This window comes from Stenotrophomonas sp. YJH_SMC_138 (assembly GCF_059369855.1).
Genome location: NZ_JCAFTB010000001.1, coordinates 1,095,108 through 1,111,073 on the forward strand (window position 1 = coordinate 1,095,108; position 15,966 = coordinate 1,111,073).

Below are 15,966 nucleotides of genomic sequence, written 5' to 3' on the forward strand. Positions count from 1 at the left end.
CAGCGATTCGAAAGATGTCAACAAATTGAAAGGAAAAAGGAAGATATATTCCGTTGAAACGAAAGTTGTTGCGCCGCAATACTTTGTGTAAGCGCTTGCAGTTGCCTGTTAAGCATTGTGCGATACGGAATTCAGTGGGTCCTTTCGTTTTTCCCGGCATTGCGCACAGGGCAAAGCCACCCACCTTTTTTCTTTCTTTTTACTTTCGATGTTTGACATTTCGAAAGAAAACGCAGATGGTGCGCTGGCCCAACTGGAACCTCCGAATGGACGTCACCCTGCTTTCCGATGTGTCCGCCTGGCAGCGCCTTGGCGGAGCCGATACCGCTACCGAAATCGCCCAGCAGCCTGCGCTGTGGGACGCCCTCGCACAGGACCTGTCGCGTGCCCGCGACCGCCTGCAGGCCTTCCTCGGCGACAGCCTCAACGATTCCAACCAGCGCGTGCTGTTCACCGGCGCCGGCAGCTCCGGCTTCATCGCCGAAATGGTGGCCGACGCGATCAACGCGCAATGGCCTGCCGAGGTGCGCGTGGTGCACACCACCAGCCTGCTGACCCACCCGGCGCTGTACCTGCAGCGCGACCGTCCGACCCTGCTGGTCTCGTTCGGCCGCAGTGGCTCCAGCCCGGAGAGCGTGGCGGCGGTTGACCGCGTGCGCAGCGACGTGGATGACGCGCGCTTCCTCGACATCACCTGCAACGCCGATGGCGAGCTGGCCCGCCGTGGCGCCGGCCGTGCCGACACCTGCACCCTGCTGATGCCGTCGGCCAGCTGCGACCGCGCCTTCGCCATGACCAGCAGCCTGACCTGCATGCTGCTGGCCGCGCTGACCGTGTTCGATCGTTCGCCGTGGGATGCGCGCGTGACGCGCCTGAAGCAGATCGCCGCGCTGGCCCGCGAAGGCCTGGCGCAGTGGGATGCACCGGTGGCGACACTGGCGCAGCGCCCGTTCAACCGCATCATCTACCTCGGCAGCGGCCCGCTGGAAGCACTGGCACGCGAGTGCGCGCTGAAGGTGCTGGAGCTCACCGCTGGCCGCGTGCTGGCGCTGGCCAACACACCCCTGGGCTTCCGTCATGGCCCGAAGTCGACGCTGGATGGCAACACCCTGGTGGTGGTGCTGCGCAGCGTGCAGCCGCTGGCGCGCCGCTACGAACAGGACCTGCTGGAAGAACTGCGCCGCGACGGCGTGGCCGGCCAGGTGCTGGCGATCGGTCCGCATTCGGACATCGGCGCCGACGACGAATACACCCTCACCGTGCCGGCACTGGACGATCCGTGGCTGGCACCGGTGTGGCTGGGCTTTGCGCAGCTGTTCGCACTACAGCGCTCGGCCGCGCTGGGCCTGACCCCGGACAACCCGTTCCCGGACGGCACCGTCAACCGCGTCGTCAAGGGCGTCACCATCCACCATGGCTGAGCTGATCGCCCACGCCTGCTACGGCATCGACATCGGCGGCACCAAGATCGAGCTGGTGGCGTGCGATGTGGCGATGCAGGTTACCTGGCGCCGCCGCGTGGCCACCCCACAGGGTGACTACGACGGTTTCCTGCAGGCAGTCGTGGCGCTGGTCGCCGAGGCCGATGCCGCACTGGGCCGCAGTGATGCGGCGATCGGCATCGCCCTGCCCGGCGTGCGCGACCGCCGCAGCGGCCGCCAGCTCAGCGCGAACGTGCCTGCGTTGACCGGCCACAGCGTGGCCGCGGACCTGCAGGCGCGGCTGCAACGCCCGCTGCATTTCGGCAACGACCTGCAGTGTTTTGCCCTGTCTGAAGCACACGGCGGTGCCGCCGACGGCTACCCCAGCATGTTCGGCGCCATCCTCGGCACCGGTGCTGGCGGTGGTTTCTGCGTGCAGGGCCGCCTGCTGACCGGTTTCAACGGGCTGGCCGGCGAATGGGGCCACTGGAGCGTGCCCGGTCATCTGCTGCAGCGCCACGGCCTGCCGCTGATCGACTGTGCCTGCGGCCTGCAGGGCTGCGTGGAGCGTTATGTGTCCGGCAGTGGCGTGGCGATGATCGAGCGCCACCTTGGTGGCAGCGCCGCCGACGCCAGCGCGGTGATCGCCCTGGCCGAAGCCGGTGATGCCCGCGCGCGCAAGGCGCTGGACATCCATCGCGACCTGCTCGGCCACAGCCTGGCCGCGCTGGTGCTGGCGCTGGACCCGCACGTGATCGTGCTCGGCGGCGGCCTTTCGCAGTACGCGCCGCTGTACCAGCACCTGCCCGCCGCCATCGCCACCCACCTGTTCAAGGGTGTGCAGGTGCCACCGATCGTGCCGCCACGCTTCGGCGATGCCGGTGGCGCACGTGGTGCCGCCCTGCTCGCCTGCCAACCCTCGTTTTCCTGATGTCCGGAGCCTGACCATGTCCCCGTTGCAGACCCTGCTTGCTTCCCACCGCGCCGGTGCCAATGTCGGCCTGTACAGCGTCTGCTGCAGCAACGAGCAGGTGCTGCGCGCGGCCATGCACGTGGCACAGGCACATGGCACCGTGCTGCTGGTCGAGGCCACCTCCAACCAGGTCGACCAGTTCGGCGGCTACACCGGCATGACCCCGCCGCAGTACCGCGATTACGTCGGCGCCCTGGCCGATGAGGAAGGCTTCCCACGCGAACGGCTGATCCTGGGCGGCGACCATCTCGGCCCGAATGCCTGGCAGAGGCGCCCGGCGGCCGAAGCGATGACCCACGCGCGCGTGCTGATCGAAGCCTACGTCGCCGCCGGTTTCCACAAGATCCACCTCGACTGCAGCATGTCCTGCGCCGATGACCCGGTGCCGCTGCCCGATGCCATCGTCGCTGCACGTTCGGCCGAGCTTGCCGAGATCGCCGAACGCACCGCCGCCGAACACGGCCTGCCGCCGCCGGTCTACGTGATCGGTACCGAGGTGCCGATTCCCGGTGGCGAAGCCTCGCTGGCCGAAGGCCTGCAGGTGACCACGCCGGCTGCCGCCGCGCAGACCCTGGCCATCCACCAGCAGGCGTTCGACACGCCACAGCTGCGCGATGCGTGGCAGCGCGTGATCGCGATGGTGGTGCAGCCTGGCGTGGACTTCGACCACAGCAGCGTGCATGAGTACAACCCGGACGCCGCCCATGCGCTGGCCGACTTCCTCGAGCGGCAGCCGCGCATCGTGTTCGAAGCGCATTCCACCGACTACCAGCGCGAAAGCGGCCTGCATGCGCTGGTACGCGACCACTTCGCCATCCTCAAGGTCGGCCCGGCGGCCACCTTCGCCTACCGCGAGGCGCTGTTCGCGCTGGCCGCGATCGAGGCCGAACTGCTGCCGGCCGCACAGTGCTCGCGCCTGCCGCAGGTGCTGGACGAGGTGATGGTGGCGCAGCCGAAGTACTGGCAGTCCTACTACCAGGGCGATGCCGCCGCGCTGCGCCTGCTGCGCCGTTATTCCTTCAGCGACCGCTGCCGCTACTACTGGGGCGAGCCGGCGCTGGTACAGGCGGTGCAGACCCTGTTCGCCAACCTGGAGCAGCATGCGCCGCCGCTGGTGCTGCTCAGCCAGTACCTGCCGGAGCAGTACCGCGCCGTGCGCGAAGGCAGCCTGGCCAACACCCCCACCGCGCTGGTGCAGCACCGCATCGGCCTGTGCCTGGGTGAGTACGCCCGTGCCTGCAGCGCCAACCAGGCCGGACCCCACACGCAGAACGCAGGTTCGGCTGCCGGCGTTCCTGCGAACGGCTAATCTCTACCTTTTCCCGCAAAACCGAGAATGGCCATGCGCAACACCCGCTCCCGCCGGCAACAGATCCTGCAGCTGCTGATCGAGCACGGCTCGGTGCAGGTGGCCGATCTGGTCGAGCGCTTCGGCGTGTCGGCGGTGACGATCCGTGCCGACCTGACCCACTTCGAATCGCAGGGCCTGGCCAACCGCACCCACGGCGGCGCGACCCTGGTGCGCACGCCGCCGCAGGAACAGGACATCCATGAGAAGGACGCGCTGAACCTGCCACTGAAGGAATCGATCGGTGCGCGCGCTGCGCGCCTGGTGCAGCCGGGTGACAACATCATCATCGATTCCGGCTCGACCACGATGACGCTGGCCCGCCACCTGCGCGCGCATCGCGACGTGACGGTGATGACCAACGGCCTGAACATCGCTTGGGAACTGGCCAATGCCGCGGGCATCACCGTGCTGCTGACCGGTGGCCTGCTGCGCCAGCAGTCGCTGTCGCTGCAGGGCAGCCAGGCCGAAGCCAGCCTCAACTCGTACAGCTTCGACACCCTGTTCCTGGGCGTGGACGGCCTGGACCTGCAGTTCGGCCTGACTACCCACGACGAGGCCGAAGCCCGCCTCAACCACCGCATGGTCGAGCGTGCGCGCCGCATCGTGGTGCTGACCGATGCCTCCAAGTTCGGCCGCGTCAGCCTGCACCGCATCGCCCTGCTGGATCAGATCCACGCCATCATCACCGACGCCGGCATCGACGATGCAACCCGCGAAGGGCTGCAGCGGCTGGGCATCGAAGTGATCATCGCCGAGCCCACCGCATGACCGAGACCCGCACCCTGCATGGCCGCATCCTCACCCCGCTGGGCTGGCGGCGCGGGCACGTCCACTTCGATTCACGCGTGCGCCGGCTGCAGGTGGACGACCACAGCGGCGCCGACGACCTGCAGCTGCCGGTGATCCTGCCCGGCTTCGTCGACCTGCATGTGCATGGCGCGGCCGGCGTGGACCTGATGCAGGGCGGCGACGTGGCACGCACCATCGCCCGCACCCATCTGCGCTTCGGCACCACCACGCTGCTGGCGACCACCATGACCGCCGGGCTGGACGAGATCGAGCACGCGCTGCACGGCGTCGCTGCGGCAATGGCGGCGCCCGATGCCGACGCCGCCAGCATCGTCGGCGTGCATCTGGAAGGACCGTTCATCAGCCCCCAGCGGCTGGGCGCACAGCCCAATCGTACGATCGAGGCGACGGTGGCACTGGTGCAGCAGCTGCACGCGCTGGCGCCGATCCGGGTGATGACGCTGGCGCCGGAGATCGGCGAGCACACCGCGTTGATACCCGCGCTTTCGGCGATGGGCATCCGCGTGCAGCTGGGCCACAGCGCCGGCACCTACGAGGAGGGCGTGGCGGCGCTGCAGGCCGGTGCCTCCGGTTTCACCCATCTGTTCAACGGCATGACCGGCGTCGACCACTATCGCCCGGGCATTGCGGCGGCGGCGCTGGCGCATGCGCAGTACGCCGAGATCATCCCCGACCTGCAGCACATCCACCCCGGCGTTATCCGGCTGGCCGCGCGCGCGATCCCGCGCCTGTACGCGGTGACCGACGCGACTGCCGCCACCGGCATGCCCGACGGCGAGTACGCGCTGGGCGAGCAGCGCGTGCACAAGTGCGGCGGCTGCGTGCGCCTGGCGACGGGTTCGCTGGCCGGCAGCGCACTGACCATGGACCAGGCGCTGCGCAACCTGGTGCGCGTCGGCCTGGACCTGGCCGACGCCTCGCAGCGGGTTTCCACCTTCCCGGCCGACTATCTGGGCCTGGGCGATCGCGGCCGCATCGCGCCCGACGCCCGCGCCGACCTGGTGGTGCTGGACGCCGAACTGCGCCTGCAGCAGGTGGTCATTGGTGGGCGCGTGGTCGATCTGACCTGACGCAAGCGATGCGGCCCGGATGCCGCGCGGGCTCCCTGTAGAGCCGAGCCATGCTCGGCTCACCGCGCGAAGCGCGGCATGGGGAACCTCGATATCGGAACGGAAAGCAGCCGAACATGGCTCGGCTCTACAGAATGCACTCTGCGACGAACCGCCGCCGGGCCTGGCCCGGCGCTACCACAGGAACTGCCGATGACTGCAAGCACCGCCCCGCGCTGGCCCGTACGCTACCTGCTCTTCATCGGCGGCCTCGGCGGCCTGCTGTACGGCATCGACATCGGCATCATCGCCGGTGCCCTGCCCTACCTGGAGGCAACGGCCAGCCACGCCTGGCAGCTCAGCAGCCAGCAACTCGGCTTCGTGGTGGCGGCGGTACTGCTGGGCAGCGTGCTGTCCTCGCTGTTCGCCGGCATGGTCGCCGACCTGATCGGTCGCCGCGGTGCGATGCTGCTGGCCGGCCTGCTGTTCACCGCGTCGATTCCGATCATGGCGCTGGCCTCGGGCTACACGCCGCTGCTGCTCGGGCGGCTGCTGCAGGGCATCAGTGGCGGCCTGATCGGCGTGGTGATCCCGCTGTACCTGGCCGAAGTGCTCAGCCCCGAGCGGCGTGGACGCGGTGCGGCGATGTTCCAGCTGCTGCTGACCATCGGCCTGGTGTTGGCGGCACTGATCGGGCTGTACCACGCACATGCGGTGGATGCCGCCGCCGAAGCCGTGCGCTCGCTGCCGCTGGCGCAGCAGGCGCAGGAACTGTTCACGGTGAAGGACCAGGCCTGGCGCACCATCTTCTGGAGCTGCCTGGCGCCAGGCCTGCTGTTCTGTGCCGGCATCTTCTGGCTGTCCGAATCGCCGCGCTGGCTGGTGCGCCGCGGCCGCGTCGATGATGCCCGCCGCAGCCTGCAGCGGGTGTTGCCTGCTGCCGACGTGGAACCCACCCTTGCACAGATCCAGGCGCCGGAATCGAGCAGCAGCGACGGCAAGCGCGACCCACTGCTCAGCCGCCGCTACGTGGTGCCGTTCGTGCTGGCCTGCGTGGTGCTGGCCTGCACCCAGGCCACCGGCATCAATTCGGTGCTGGCGTACGCGGTGAACATCCTCAACCAGGCCGGCCTGTCCGGCTCGGTGGCCAACGGCGCCGACGTGGCGATCAAGCTGCTCAACGCGGTGATGACCGTGGTCGCGCTGCTGCTGGTCGACCGCAAGGGCCGCAAGTTCCTGCTGATGCTCGGCAGCGGCGGCATCTGCGTGGCCCTGCTGGCTGCCGCCACGCTGTTCTTCCAGGCCGAGCGTGGCCGCGCCGACGTGCAGCCGCAACTGCAGGCGGCGGTCAGCGGCGACGGCCTGCGGCTGGTGCTGGACGACGCACAGTGGCAGCGCCTGGGCGGTGGCATAAACAGCGAAGGCCGGCCGATGCAGCTGACCGTGTCGTACGCCTACGGTGACTTCACCAATGTGCGCGCCCTGCGCAGCGACAGCCTGACCGACCGCGAGCTGCGCATCGAGCGTGCCGGGACCGTGCAGCCGGACAGTGTGATCGGCGCGTTCTTCCGCAAGCTGCATCTGAACCCGTTCGCCGACCCGGCCAAGGCCGCACAGGCACCGCTGCGCATCGAGCAGGCCCGCATCGGCCCGGTGCCGCCGCCGGCGCATGGCTGGGCGGTAGCCGCCTGCATCCTGGTGTTCGTCGCGTTCTTCGCGGTCGGCCCCGGCGTCTGCGTGTGGCTGGCACTGTCGGAACTGATGCCCAATCGCATCCGCTCCAACGGCATGAGCATCGCCCTGCTGATCAACCAGTTCGTGTCGACCACCATCGCCGCCATCTTCCTGCCCACGGTGGGCCACTACGGCTACGCCAGCATGTTCCTGTTCTGGGCGGCGTGCACGTTCGTGTTCTTCCTGGTAGCCGCGTTCTGGCTGCCGGAGACCAAGGGCAAGTCACTGGAGGAGATCGAGGCACGGTTCGCACGGTAGCGGTCGACCTTGGTCGACCTCCGCGCGTAGCGCGGTGGTGTTGGCGCGCCCGTCACTGACCGGTGATGTGCCTGGCCAGCGCCTGTGCCTCGGCAATGCTCGGCAGCCCGCTCAGCATCATCGATTCCCCGAAGGGGCCTTTCACCGTCGCCACCATCAGCACGCGGCCGTCCACGCTGATCGCCGCGCGCTGGCCCACCAGGGCCGAGGTGCCATCGTGGATGCGCTGATGCGCTTCTGGCCGATAGCGGATCTGCAGGCCTGGCTGCTTGGTATCGTCCAGCACGTAGCGCACATCGGCGATGTCCGCACTGCCGGCAATCGGCGGCTCGCGCAGGGCCAGGGTTTCACCTTGCCAGTGCGCCGGAGTGCCGTTGCCAGCCGCATCGACCGCGCTCAGGCGCACATCCACGCCGGCGCGCGGCGCATGATCCTTGCCTGCCAGCGCACCGGGCGTGGCACCCGGCATGCATCCGGCCAGCACCAGCGCCGCGCCCAGCAGGAGCGGAAGCGCGCCCCTCATTTCAGCTTCCGCAGCTTGAATGCCACCAGCACCTGCAGCAGCCCGTACAGCAGGCTGCCAATGCCGATCCACAGCGTGGTCACCGCCACGCCTGCGTATGGATTGGCCGCGAACAGCAGCCCCAGCACCACCGCCAGCACGCCACTGAGGATCAGCAGCCACTCGCCCTGGATCTGCTTGCGCACGCGGATCGCGAAGACGATGCGATAGATGCCGGCTACCAGCAGCCACGCCGCCAGGAACAGCACCAGCACGCTGGCGGTGGCCAGCGGGTTGATCACCGCCAGGATGCCGAAGCCCAGCGAAGCGATGGCATACAGCGCCAGCCAGCCGCGCGAGGCGCCGCTGCCACCACTGATCAGTGCGAACAGGCTGATGACCCCTTCGATGATGGCCATCACGCCCAGCGTCCAGGCCAATGCCATGGCTGCGGACAGCGGCCAACCGATGGCGATGATGCCGAAGCCGAGCGCGACCAGGCCATACAGCAGCAGGATCCACCAGCTGCGGCCAACCGCTGACAACAAGGGAGACAAGGGGGAATTCATGGTCACTCCTTCGATCCGGAACCGGGTTCATCCTAGCCCGTTGCGATGAAGGGAGCGATCACGGCACCCGCGCGCACACCCATACCCGCACCTCTCTGGCGCCCACGCAGCGCAGGGTTTCGGCGATTTCCATCACCGTGCTGCCGGTGGTCATCACGTCGTCGACCACGGTCAGATGCGTGGGCACCGGCCCGTGGACATCGAACGCATCGAACAGGTTTTCCCTGCGCTGTTCGGCCGTGCGTTCGGACTGCGGTGCGGTGTGCCGCCGCCGGTACAGCCCCTGCCAGACCGGCAACGGCAGCAGCCGGCAGAGCTCGGCAGCCTGGTTGTAGCCGCGCTGGCGCAGGCGCCGGCGGTGCAGCGGCACCGGCACCAGCGGCGGGCAGGACCAGGGCGGTGGTGCGCGCTGCATCAACTGCGCCAGCAGGCGACCGGCCGCCAGGTCCTGATGGAACTTGTAGCGCAGCAGCAGCTGGTCCACCGGCGGCAGGTACAGCAGGCTGGCGTGCGTGGCCGTCTGCGGTGGTGCTTCCTCGCGACAGCTGCCGCAGACGATCAGGGCCTCATCCGGCAACGGCAGTGCACACCGCAGGCAGGCGCGACCGGCCCAGGGCAGTCCGGCGAGGCAGGCGCGGCACAGATCGAGATCATCATGGCCCGGATCGCCGCAGACCAGGCAGCGCAGTGGCAGCAGGACACCCAGCAGTGCGCGGGAGACACGGGTTGCCGAATGCAGGAGATCAATACGCATTGCCCATGCTTCATCGCGCTGCCCATGTGCGGCCATCGGCGAAGCACCGATCGCAGTGTCGGGACTGCCCGCAACTGCAGAGGGTGCTGCCGATCAGGAAAGGCGTCCGCCCTGCCCAGGCCCGGTTGATGCAACGGCCGACGCCGTCAACACCTCCGCCAACCCACGATAGATCGGCACCCGGCATACCAGACCGGACACGCCCCGCGCGATCAGCACCGTGGCCAGGATCGGCAGGAGCAGATCGCCGCTGTCGGTCAGCTCCAGCGAGATCACCGCCGAGGTCAGCGGTGCCTGGGTGACGCCGGTCAGGTACGCGCACATGCCCAGCAGCACGAACGCGCGCGGATCCACGCCCGGCATCAGCACCGCCAGGTTGTGGCCCAGCCCCGCACCGACCGCCAACGCGGGCGAGAACAGGCCGCCCGGTATGCCGGCCACGTACGATGCCAGGTTGGCCAGCAGCTTCATCAACCCGAACTCGTGGCCGACCAACGCCTGCCCCTGCACCAGGCTGCGCGCCTGCTCGTAGCCGGTGCCGAACGCGCCGTCGCCGAACATCAAAGCCAGTGCCACCACCGCCAGGCCGCAGCCTGCGGCCAGCAGCACCGGATGCCGCTGGCGCAGCTGGCCCAGCCAACGCGGGCGGCCCGCCGCACTGGCCAGCACCGCGCGCGCGAACAGGCCGCCCAGCAGCCCGGCCACCACGCCGCACAGCAGGATCGCCAGCCAGCCCTGCCCCAGCGGCAGCCGCGCGCTCACATGGCCGAAGTAGGTGTAGTTGCCAAGCAGGCCCAGCGACACCACGCCACCGACGATCACCGCCGTCAGCAGGGTGCCGGAGAAGCGATGCTCGAAACGGCCGCTGAGCTCCTCGATGGCGAATACGATGCCAGCCAGCGGCGTGTTGAACGCCGCGGCAATGCCCGCTGCACCACCGGCCAGCAGGAAGTGCGAGAGCTCGCGAGGATCCTTGAAGCCGAACCAGCGGCCGAACAGGTACATCAGGCTGGCACCCACATGCACCGTGGGACCTTCGCGTCCGACGGACGCGCCGCCGAGCAGCGACAACGAGGTCAGCAGCAGCTTGCCGGCTGAGACCGCAGGCGAAAGATTGGTCTTCCGGAATGGCTCATCGGGCTTGTCCAACGCAGCGATGACCTGCGGAATGCCGCTGCCCCGCGTGGGCTTCAGCACGCCACTGGTCAACCAGGCCAGCAGCGCGAAGATGCCCGGCGTGAGCAGCAGGGCCCACCACGGCGAGTGCGCGGTGATGCGCTGGAACAGATGGAAGGCCGCGTCGCTGGCCTTGGCGAACAGGATGGCCACCAACGCCACGGCCACCGCGCCGCCCCAGAGCGCGGCACGGCGGCGCCAGGCCTCGCTGAGAACCAGCGCGGTGATGCGGCCGCGGAGGCGATGGAGATCGGTCATGGGGCACAGTCTGCGCGCCAGCGCTTGCGTTGGGCAGCGGTTATTGTGGCTGCAGGCCTTGCAGGATGCGGTGAAACGCGCGAGTGCGGGTGCTCGCCGATAGCACCTGCCCTGTGCAGCTACCTATGCCTGCAGGCGCTCCCGCCACCGGCGCTTCTCCACCGCACGCACGTTGGGCTGGGGCCGCAGGTAGACGTGGTAGCCGACGAGGCGGAAATCTGCGGGTCGCTCCAGTTCACGCTCGCTGGCATGCACCAGCGTCTCATCCAGATCGAGTATCAGCAGCTTTCCGCCCTGCGGCATCGTGTCCGGTTCCATGCGCATCCTTCTTTCATTGCCTCAGCTGCCGCCATCTTCTGGATGGACTTCAGCATGTGTCCTTCCAGCAGGTAGATGTAAGCACAGTTCCAGCCAGGTCCTGGTGGGCGCAAGCCTACTGCCGGACGCGCACTTCGCAACAGCCCATCCGCGCGAGGTCGCCCTGTGCCTGCAACATGCCCCGTTCCACCAGCATGCGTACACGCCCTGCATAGAACACATCGGGAATTCCCGATCGGCACTTCGGCTGCAGCGACATGACCATGCCCACAATGTAGGCGATCTTTCGGAACTGCCCGTCGCAGAGGGAGAACAGCTGCTCATCGATCGAGGCGATGTCCTCGCTGGTCAGCGCGGCGATGTTCTGCCGCGCCTGGTCAGTGAGATGGGCATCGTTGTCGGAGCGCTCGTCCGTATCGCGCAGGCAGCCATTGATGGCCAACAGGCGAACCAGCACATAGTGGCCGAAAGCCTCGAGTTCCTCCTTGGGCAACGTCGCCGGATCGAACTGCCCTGCCGGGTAGTCCTTGAAGGTCACGAAGACGTGGTTCTTCCACTGCCCTGGCGTGTCGGACTGGCGCAGATCATCCAGCACCACGCGCAGGCCGCCGTCGGGCAGTTCGGCAAGACTGCACAGCACCGCGTCGCGGCGGATCGGGTAGGGCTGGTAGCTGTTCATGGCACGTGCTCGCGCGTCCGTATGCAGCAATGAACTTACACCGTAGCGCCCATTCATGGCGGTCAACCGATGTAAACCACATGGGAAGCAATCAAGTTGACAGGACTCACCAACCCACCCACACTGCCGCCCTCGCTCCACTCGTACCCAAGGTCCCGCCATGGCTGCTGCCATCCGCCACGACTGGCAACACGACGAACTGCAGGCGCTGTTCGATCTGCCGTTCCCCGAGCTGCTGTTCCGCGCTGCCGCAGTCCATCGCGAGCACTTCGACCCAGCGCAGGTGCAGGTGTCCACGCTGTTGTCGGTGAAGACCGGCGGCTGCCCGGAAGACTGCGCGTACTGCCCGCAGGCACAGCGCTACAGCACCGGGGTGAACGCGCAGAAGCTGATGGACACCGACGCGGTGCTGGCCAAGGCACGCCAGGCCAAGGCTGCCGGCGCATCGCGCTTCTGCATGGGTGCCGCGTGGCGATCGCCGAAGGACCGCGACATCCCGAAGGTGGCGGCGATGATCGCCGGGGTGAAGGCGCTGGGCCTGGAAACCTGCGCCACGCTGGGCATGCTCAGTGGCGAGCAGGCGCGTGCGCTGAAGGACGCCGGCCTGGACTACTACAACCACAATCTCGACACCGCGCCGGACTACTACGATTCGATCATCCACACGCGCCAGTACCAGGACCGCCTGGACACGCTGGCGCACGTGCGCGATGCCGGTCTGAAAACCTGCTGCGGCGGCATTGTCGGCATGGGCGAGACGCGCGCGCAGCGCGTGGGCCTGCTGCTGGCGCTGGCCACGCTGCCGGCGCATCCCGATTCGGTGCCGATCAACAAGCTGGTGCAGGTGGCGGGCACGCCGCTGCATGGCAGTGCCGAACTGGATCCGTTCGAGTTCGTGCGCATGATCGCGGTGGCACGCATCGCCATGCCGCGTTCGATGGTGCGGCTGTCGGCCGGTCGCGAGGCGATGAGCGACGAACTGCAGGCGCTGTGCTTCGTGGCCGGTGCCAACTCGATCTTCTACGGCGACAAGCTGCTGACCACCGGCAACCCGGAGAGCGAGCGCGACCTGGCCCTGTTCGCGCGGCTGGGGTTGCAGCCGATGGCGGTGCAGGTGGATGCCGAGGGCCACGACCACGGCGGCACCGTGCACGCTGATATCAGCGCCGATGCGCCCGCCTGTGGCTGCGCTCACGCGGCCTGAGACGGGCCGCAAGCAGGCGCCGCGGCAACGCGCTACCCTAGCCGCCCCGTCGCCGCATTCAGCCGCCATGGCCCGCCCCGACCTGACCGCCCGCCTCCACGCCCAACGCGCCCTGCGCGATGCCCAAGGCCGTCGCCGCACGCGGCGCACGGTCAGCCGTCGTGATGGCGTCCGCCTGGAGGTGGACGGCCAGTGGCTGACCGGCTTCTGCAGCAACGATTACCTGGGCCTGGCCCAGCAGTTCAGCGTGGTCAACGCATTGCAGGATGCGGCCGCACGCGAAGGCTCCGGCGCGGGCGCCTCGCATCTGGTCTGCGGCCACCACGCCCTGCATGACGCGCTGGAGCGCGAAGTGGCGGAGTGGCTGGGCTACCCGCGCGCGCTGCTGTTCGGCAGTGGCTTCGCCGCCAACCTGGCCGTGCAGCAGGCGCTGCTGAGCGAAGAGAACGATGTGTGCGTGCAGGACAAGCTCAACCACGCCAGCCTGCTCGATGCGACGCGGCTGGCGGGTGCGCGCCTGCGCCGTTATCCGCACCTCGACGCCGAAGGCGCGATGCGCCAGCTCAAGCACGCGCCCGATGGCGCGGCGATGCTGGCCACCGACGGTGTGTTCAGCATGGATGGCGACATCGCACCGCTGCGTGCATTGTCGCTGGTGGCACGCCTGCAGCAGGCGCTGTTCTATGTGGACGATGCGCACGGCGTGGGCGTGGTCGGTGATGGCCGTGGTGCCGTGGCCGCCGCCGGGCTGGGCGTGGACGATGTGCCGCTGCAGCTGGTCACGCTGGGCAAGGCACTGGGCGGTTCCGGCGCGCTGGTGCTGGGCCGCGACGACCTGGTCGAGCACCTGGCCGAAACCGCACGCCCGTACATCTACACCACTGCGATGCCGCCGGCGCTGGCCGCCGCAGCACTGGAAGCGGTGCGCCTGGCGCGCCGTGACAACTGGCGGCGCTCGAAACTGACCGATCTGATCGCGCTGTTCCGCGGCGAAGCCCGCCGCCATGGCCTGGACCTGATGGCCTCGGAAACGCCGATCCAGCCGCTGCTGTGTGGCGACGACCATCGCGCCGTGGCGATGTCCCAGGCGTTGGAACAGGCCGGTTGGCTGGTCGGCGCGATCCGCCCGCCCACGGTTCCCGAAGGCAAGGCGCGCCTGCGCGTCACGCTGTCCGCGCTGCACACCCCCGAGCAGGTGCGTGGCCTGGTCGAAGCCATTGCCAGCGCGCGCGATCGCGTCGACCTGGCCGCGCGTGAGGCCGCGCCACCGCCGCTGCCTGTCTTTGCCTGAGCCTGTTGCCGTTTCCCCATGCATATCGACGTCACCGGCCAGGGGCCGGACCTGGTACTGATCCATGGCTGGGCCCTGCAGGGCGGCGTGTTCGCGCCGTTGGTGCAACGCTTGGCCGATCACTTCACCCTGCATCTGGTTGATCTGCCGGGCCATGGCCACAGCCGCGAGGACACCACGCCGCTGCGCCTGCCGTTCGTGGTCAATGCCATTGCCGCGGCCACGCCGCCTGCGGTGTGGTGCGGCTGGTCGCTGGGCGGCCTGTTCGCGCTGCACGCCGCCGCGACACTGCCGAAGGTGCGCGGGCTGGCGATGATCGCGGCCACGCCGCGCTTCGTGCGTGGCGACGACTGGCCGCATGCGGTGGAGCCGGCGGTGTTCGAGCAGTTCGGGCGCGAGCTGGCCACCGACTTCGGTGGCACCCTGGAACGCTTCCTGGCGCTGGATGTAATGGGTTCGGCACACGCCCGCGAGGAGCTGCGCACGCTGCGCCAGCGCCTGGTCGAGCGCGGTGCACCCACCGAACGCGCCCTGCTGGAAGGCCTGCGCCTGCTGGAAAGCACCGACCTGCGTGGCGCACTGCCGACGCTGGCCAAGCCCAGCCTGTGGATCGCCGGCCAGCGTGACCGGCTGGTGTCTCCGGCGGCAATGCAGGCCGCCGCGGCACTGGCCCCCGGTGCGCAGGCGCTGACCATCGCCCACGGCGGCCATGCGCCCTTCCTCGGCCATGCCGACGAGGTGGCCGCCGCCCTGCAACACTTCGTTGCCGGCCTGTCACCGGCCGATGGCGGACAATGAGCGCCTTCCTCATTCCGCAGGATTGATGCATGGATCTGGGTATCAACGGCCGCTGGGCACTGGTCTGCGGCGCAAGCAAGGGGCTGGGCCTGGGCTGCGCACGCGCGCTGGTGCGCGAGGGCGTCAACGTGGTGATCGTGGCCCGTGGTGAGGCTGCGCTGCAGGCCGCCGCCGAAGCGCTGCGCGCGCTGCCCGGCGCCGCCGAAGTCCGCGTGGTCGCCGCCGACGTGACCACCGAGGCCGGTCGCTCCGCAGCGCTCGCCGCGTGCCCGCAGGTGGACATCCTGGTCACCAATGCCGGTGGCCCGCCGCCGGGCGACTTCCGCAGTTTCGAGCGCGACGACTGGATCGCCGCACTGGACGCCAACATGCTGGCGCCGATCGCGCTGATCCGCGCCACCGTGGACGCGATGATCGCGCGTGGCTTCGGCCGCATCGTCAACATCACGTCCTCGGCGGTGAAGGCCCCGATCGACATCCTGGCGCTGTCCAACGGCGCGCGCAGCGGCCTGACCGGCTTCGTCGCCGGCCTGTCGCGCCGTACCGTGGCGCACAACGTCACCATCAACAACCTGCTGCCCGGCCAGTTCGACACCGACCGCCTGCGCGCCAACTTCGCCCACAGTGCGGGCAAGGACGGCAATGCTGCCGAAGTGGCCGAACGCCGCCGCCAGCAGATCCCGGCCGGCCGCTTCGGCACGGCGGATGAATTCGGCGCGGCCTGCGCCTTCCTGTGCAGCGCACAGGCCGGTTACCTCACCGGGCAGAACCTGCTGATCGACGGCGGCGCCTACCCCGGTACGTTCTAAGAGACTTTCGCA

At 68.8% G+C, this 15,966-nt stretch carries 16 protein-coding genes; 10 read left to right on the top strand and 6 right to left on the bottom strand.

The window, feature by feature from the left end; all coding sequences use genetic code 11:
- The first annotated feature begins 266 nt into the window (after nt 1-266).
- The 6 genes from AC5P7I_RS04920 to AC5P7I_RS04945 all read left to right on the top strand — a co-directional run bounded on the left by AC5P7I_RS04920 (nt 267) and on the right by AC5P7I_RS04945 (nt 7,596).
- A complete protein-coding gene (locus AC5P7I_RS04920; RefSeq protein ID WP_197649776.1) occupies nt 267-1,421 on the top strand; it encodes an SIS domain-containing protein in 1,155 nt (384 codons plus the stop codon).
- On the top strand, nt 1,414-2,352 hold the full coding sequence (locus tag AC5P7I_RS04925) for an ROK family protein (protein WP_014648753.1): 939 nt from the start codon (nt 1,414-1,416) through the stop codon (nt 2,350-2,352). Before AC5P7I_RS04920 ends, AC5P7I_RS04925 begins: the two co-directional genes overlap by 8 nt.
- 16 nt (nt 2,353-2,368) lie before the next feature.
- Nucleotides 2,369-3,703, top strand: coding sequence for a D-tagatose-bisphosphate aldolase, class II, non-catalytic subunit (locus AC5P7I_RS04930; RefSeq protein WP_262087787.1), 1,335 nt, complete (start codon nt 2,369-2,371; stop codon nt 3,701-3,703).
- Nucleotides 3,704-3,736: 33 nt separating this feature from the next.
- Nucleotides 3,737-4,513, top strand: coding sequence for a DeoR family transcriptional regulator (locus AC5P7I_RS04935; protein WP_014038836.1), 777 nt, complete (start codon nt 3,737-3,739; stop codon nt 4,511-4,513).
- Complete coding sequence (gene nagA, locus AC5P7I_RS04940) at nt 4,510-5,625, top strand: N-acetylglucosamine-6-phosphate deacetylase (RefSeq protein WP_262087786.1); 1,116 nt, start codon at nt 4,510-4,512, stop codon at nt 5,623-5,625. Before AC5P7I_RS04935 ends, nagA begins: the two co-directional genes overlap by 4 nt.
- A 192-nt stretch (nt 5,626-5,817) precedes the next feature.
- Nucleotides 5,818-7,596 carry an MFS transporter gene (locus AC5P7I_RS04945; RefSeq protein WP_014648756.1) on the top strand — a complete coding sequence of 593 codons (1,779 nt, stop codon included), beginning with the start codon at nt 5,818-5,820 and terminating at the stop codon, nt 7,594-7,596.
- Nucleotides 7,597-7,648: 52 nt separating this feature from the next.
- Here the strand turns inward: AC5P7I_RS04945 and AC5P7I_RS04950 are convergent, their stop codons facing one another.
- The 6 genes from AC5P7I_RS04950 to AC5P7I_RS04975 form a co-directional block, all read right to left on the bottom strand.
- Nucleotides 7,649-8,119, bottom strand: a complete 471-nt coding sequence (locus tag AC5P7I_RS04950) for a SecDF P1 head subdomain-containing protein (protein WP_495222143.1) — start codon at nt 8,117-8,119, stop codon at nt 7,649-7,651.
- A complete protein-coding gene (locus AC5P7I_RS04955) occupies nt 8,116-8,667 on the bottom strand; it encodes an HdeD family acid-resistance protein (protein ID WP_014648758.1) in 552 nt (183 codons plus the stop codon). Before AC5P7I_RS04955 ends, AC5P7I_RS04950 begins: the two co-directional genes overlap by 4 nt.
- Nucleotides 8,668-8,725: 58 nt before the next feature.
- Entirely contained in the window at nt 8,726-9,421 is a 696-nt protein-coding gene (locus tag AC5P7I_RS04960) for a ComF family protein (protein WP_049442014.1), read from the bottom strand.
- A gap of 93 nt (nt 9,422-9,514) precedes the next feature.
- Nucleotides 9,515-10,855: a chloride channel protein gene (locus AC5P7I_RS04965; protein ID WP_262087785.1), complete on the bottom strand. Its 1,341-nt coding sequence runs from the start codon at nt 10,853-10,855 to the stop codon at nt 9,515-9,517.
- A gap of 123 nt (nt 10,856-10,978) precedes the next feature.
- Nucleotides 10,979-11,179 (bottom strand): NIF family HAD-type phosphatase, encoded by a 201-nt coding sequence (locus tag AC5P7I_RS04970; RefSeq protein ID WP_041863942.1) that lies wholly within the window; start codon nt 11,177-11,179, stop codon nt 10,979-10,981.
- A 109-nt stretch (nt 11,180-11,288) separates the two neighbouring features.
- The gene (locus AC5P7I_RS04975; protein ID WP_440980454.1) at nt 11,289-11,909 is read right to left on the bottom strand and encodes a DUF3658 domain-containing protein; all 621 of its coding nucleotides are present in this window, start codon (nt 11,907-11,909) and stop codon (nt 11,289-11,291) included.
- A gap of 103 nt (nt 11,910-12,012) precedes the next feature.
- Here AC5P7I_RS04975 and bioB point away from each other — a divergent pair, with 103 nt between their 5' ends.
- The 4 genes from bioB to AC5P7I_RS04995 all read left to right on the top strand — a co-directional run bounded on the left by bioB (nt 12,013) and on the right by AC5P7I_RS04995 (nt 15,954).
- Nucleotides 12,013-13,056: a biotin synthase BioB gene (gene bioB / locus AC5P7I_RS04980; protein ID WP_014648762.1), complete on the top strand. Its 1,044-nt coding sequence runs from the start codon at nt 12,013-12,015 to the stop codon at nt 13,054-13,056.
- 67 nt (nt 13,057-13,123) lie between these two features.
- On the top strand, nt 13,124-14,347 hold the full coding sequence (bioF, locus tag AC5P7I_RS04985) for an 8-amino-7-oxononanoate synthase (protein ID WP_046433053.1): 1,224 nt from the start codon (nt 13,124-13,126) through the stop codon (nt 14,345-14,347).
- Between the two features lie 18 nt (nt 14,348-14,365).
- On the top strand, nt 14,366-15,145 hold the full coding sequence (gene bioH / locus AC5P7I_RS04990; RefSeq protein WP_032957531.1) for a pimeloyl-ACP methyl ester esterase BioH: 780 nt from the start codon (nt 14,366-14,368) through the stop codon (nt 15,143-15,145).
- A gap of 29 nt (nt 15,146-15,174) precedes the next feature.
- Nucleotides 15,175-15,954 carry an SDR family oxidoreductase gene (locus tag AC5P7I_RS04995; protein ID WP_014648765.1) on the top strand — a complete coding sequence of 260 codons (780 nt, stop codon included), beginning with the start codon at nt 15,175-15,177 and terminating at the stop codon, nt 15,952-15,954.
- Nucleotides 15,955-15,966: the final 12 nt, after the last annotated feature.

Bases quoted from the DNA above. Each gene is read 5' to 3' on its own strand.
- bioH (WP_032957531.1), top strand. From the start codon at position 14,366: ATGCATATCGACGTCACCGGCCAGGGGCCGGACCTGGTACTGATCCAT.
- bioB (WP_014648762.1), top strand. From the start codon at position 12,013: ATGGCTGCTGCCATCCGCCACGACTGGCAACACGACGAACTGCAGGCG.
- AC5P7I_RS04995 (WP_014648765.1), top strand. From the start codon at position 15,175: ATGGATCTGGGTATCAACGGCCGCTGGGCACTGGTCTGCGGCGCAAGC.
- AC5P7I_RS04945 (WP_014648756.1), top strand. From the start codon at position 5,818: ATGACTGCAAGCACCGCCCCGCGCTGGCCCGTACGCTACCTGCTCTTC.
- nagA (WP_262087786.1), top strand. From the start codon at position 4,510: ATGACCGAGACCCGCACCCTGCATGGCCGCATCCTCACCCCGCTGGGC.
- AC5P7I_RS04955 (WP_014648758.1), bottom strand. From the start codon at position 8,667: ATGAATTCCCCCTTGTCTCCCTTGTTGTCAGCGGTTGGCCGCAGCTGG.
- AC5P7I_RS04965 (WP_262087785.1), bottom strand. From the start codon at position 10,855: ATGACCGATCTCCATCGCCTCCGCGGCCGCATCACCGCGCTGGTTCTC.
- AC5P7I_RS04930 (WP_262087787.1), top strand. From the start codon at position 2,369: ATGTCCCCGTTGCAGACCCTGCTTGCTTCCCACCGCGCCGGTGCCAAT.
- AC5P7I_RS04925 (WP_014648753.1), top strand. From the start codon at position 1,414: ATGGCTGAGCTGATCGCCCACGCCTGCTACGGCATCGACATCGGCGGC.
- AC5P7I_RS04960 (WP_049442014.1), bottom strand. From the start codon at position 9,421: ATGCGTATTGATCTCCTGCATTCGGCAACCCGTGTCTCCCGCGCACTG.
- AC5P7I_RS04975 (WP_440980454.1), bottom strand. From the start codon at position 11,909: ATGAATGGGCGCTACGGTGTAAGTTCATTGCTGCATACGGACGCGCGA.
- bioF (WP_046433053.1), top strand. From the start codon at position 13,124: ATGGCCCGCCCCGACCTGACCGCCCGCCTCCACGCCCAACGCGCCCTG.
- AC5P7I_RS04970 (WP_041863942.1), bottom strand. From the start codon at position 11,179: ATGCGCATGGAACCGGACACGATGCCGCAGGGCGGAAAGCTGCTGATA.
- AC5P7I_RS04935 (WP_014038836.1), top strand. From the start codon at position 3,737: ATGCGCAACACCCGCTCCCGCCGGCAACAGATCCTGCAGCTGCTGATC.
- AC5P7I_RS04950 (WP_495222143.1), bottom strand. From the start codon at position 8,119: ATGAGGGGCGCGCTTCCGCTCCTGCTGGGCGCGGCGCTGGTGCTGGCC.
- AC5P7I_RS04920 (WP_197649776.1), top strand. From the start codon at position 267: ATGGACGTCACCCTGCTTTCCGATGTGTCCGCCTGGCAGCGCCTTGGC.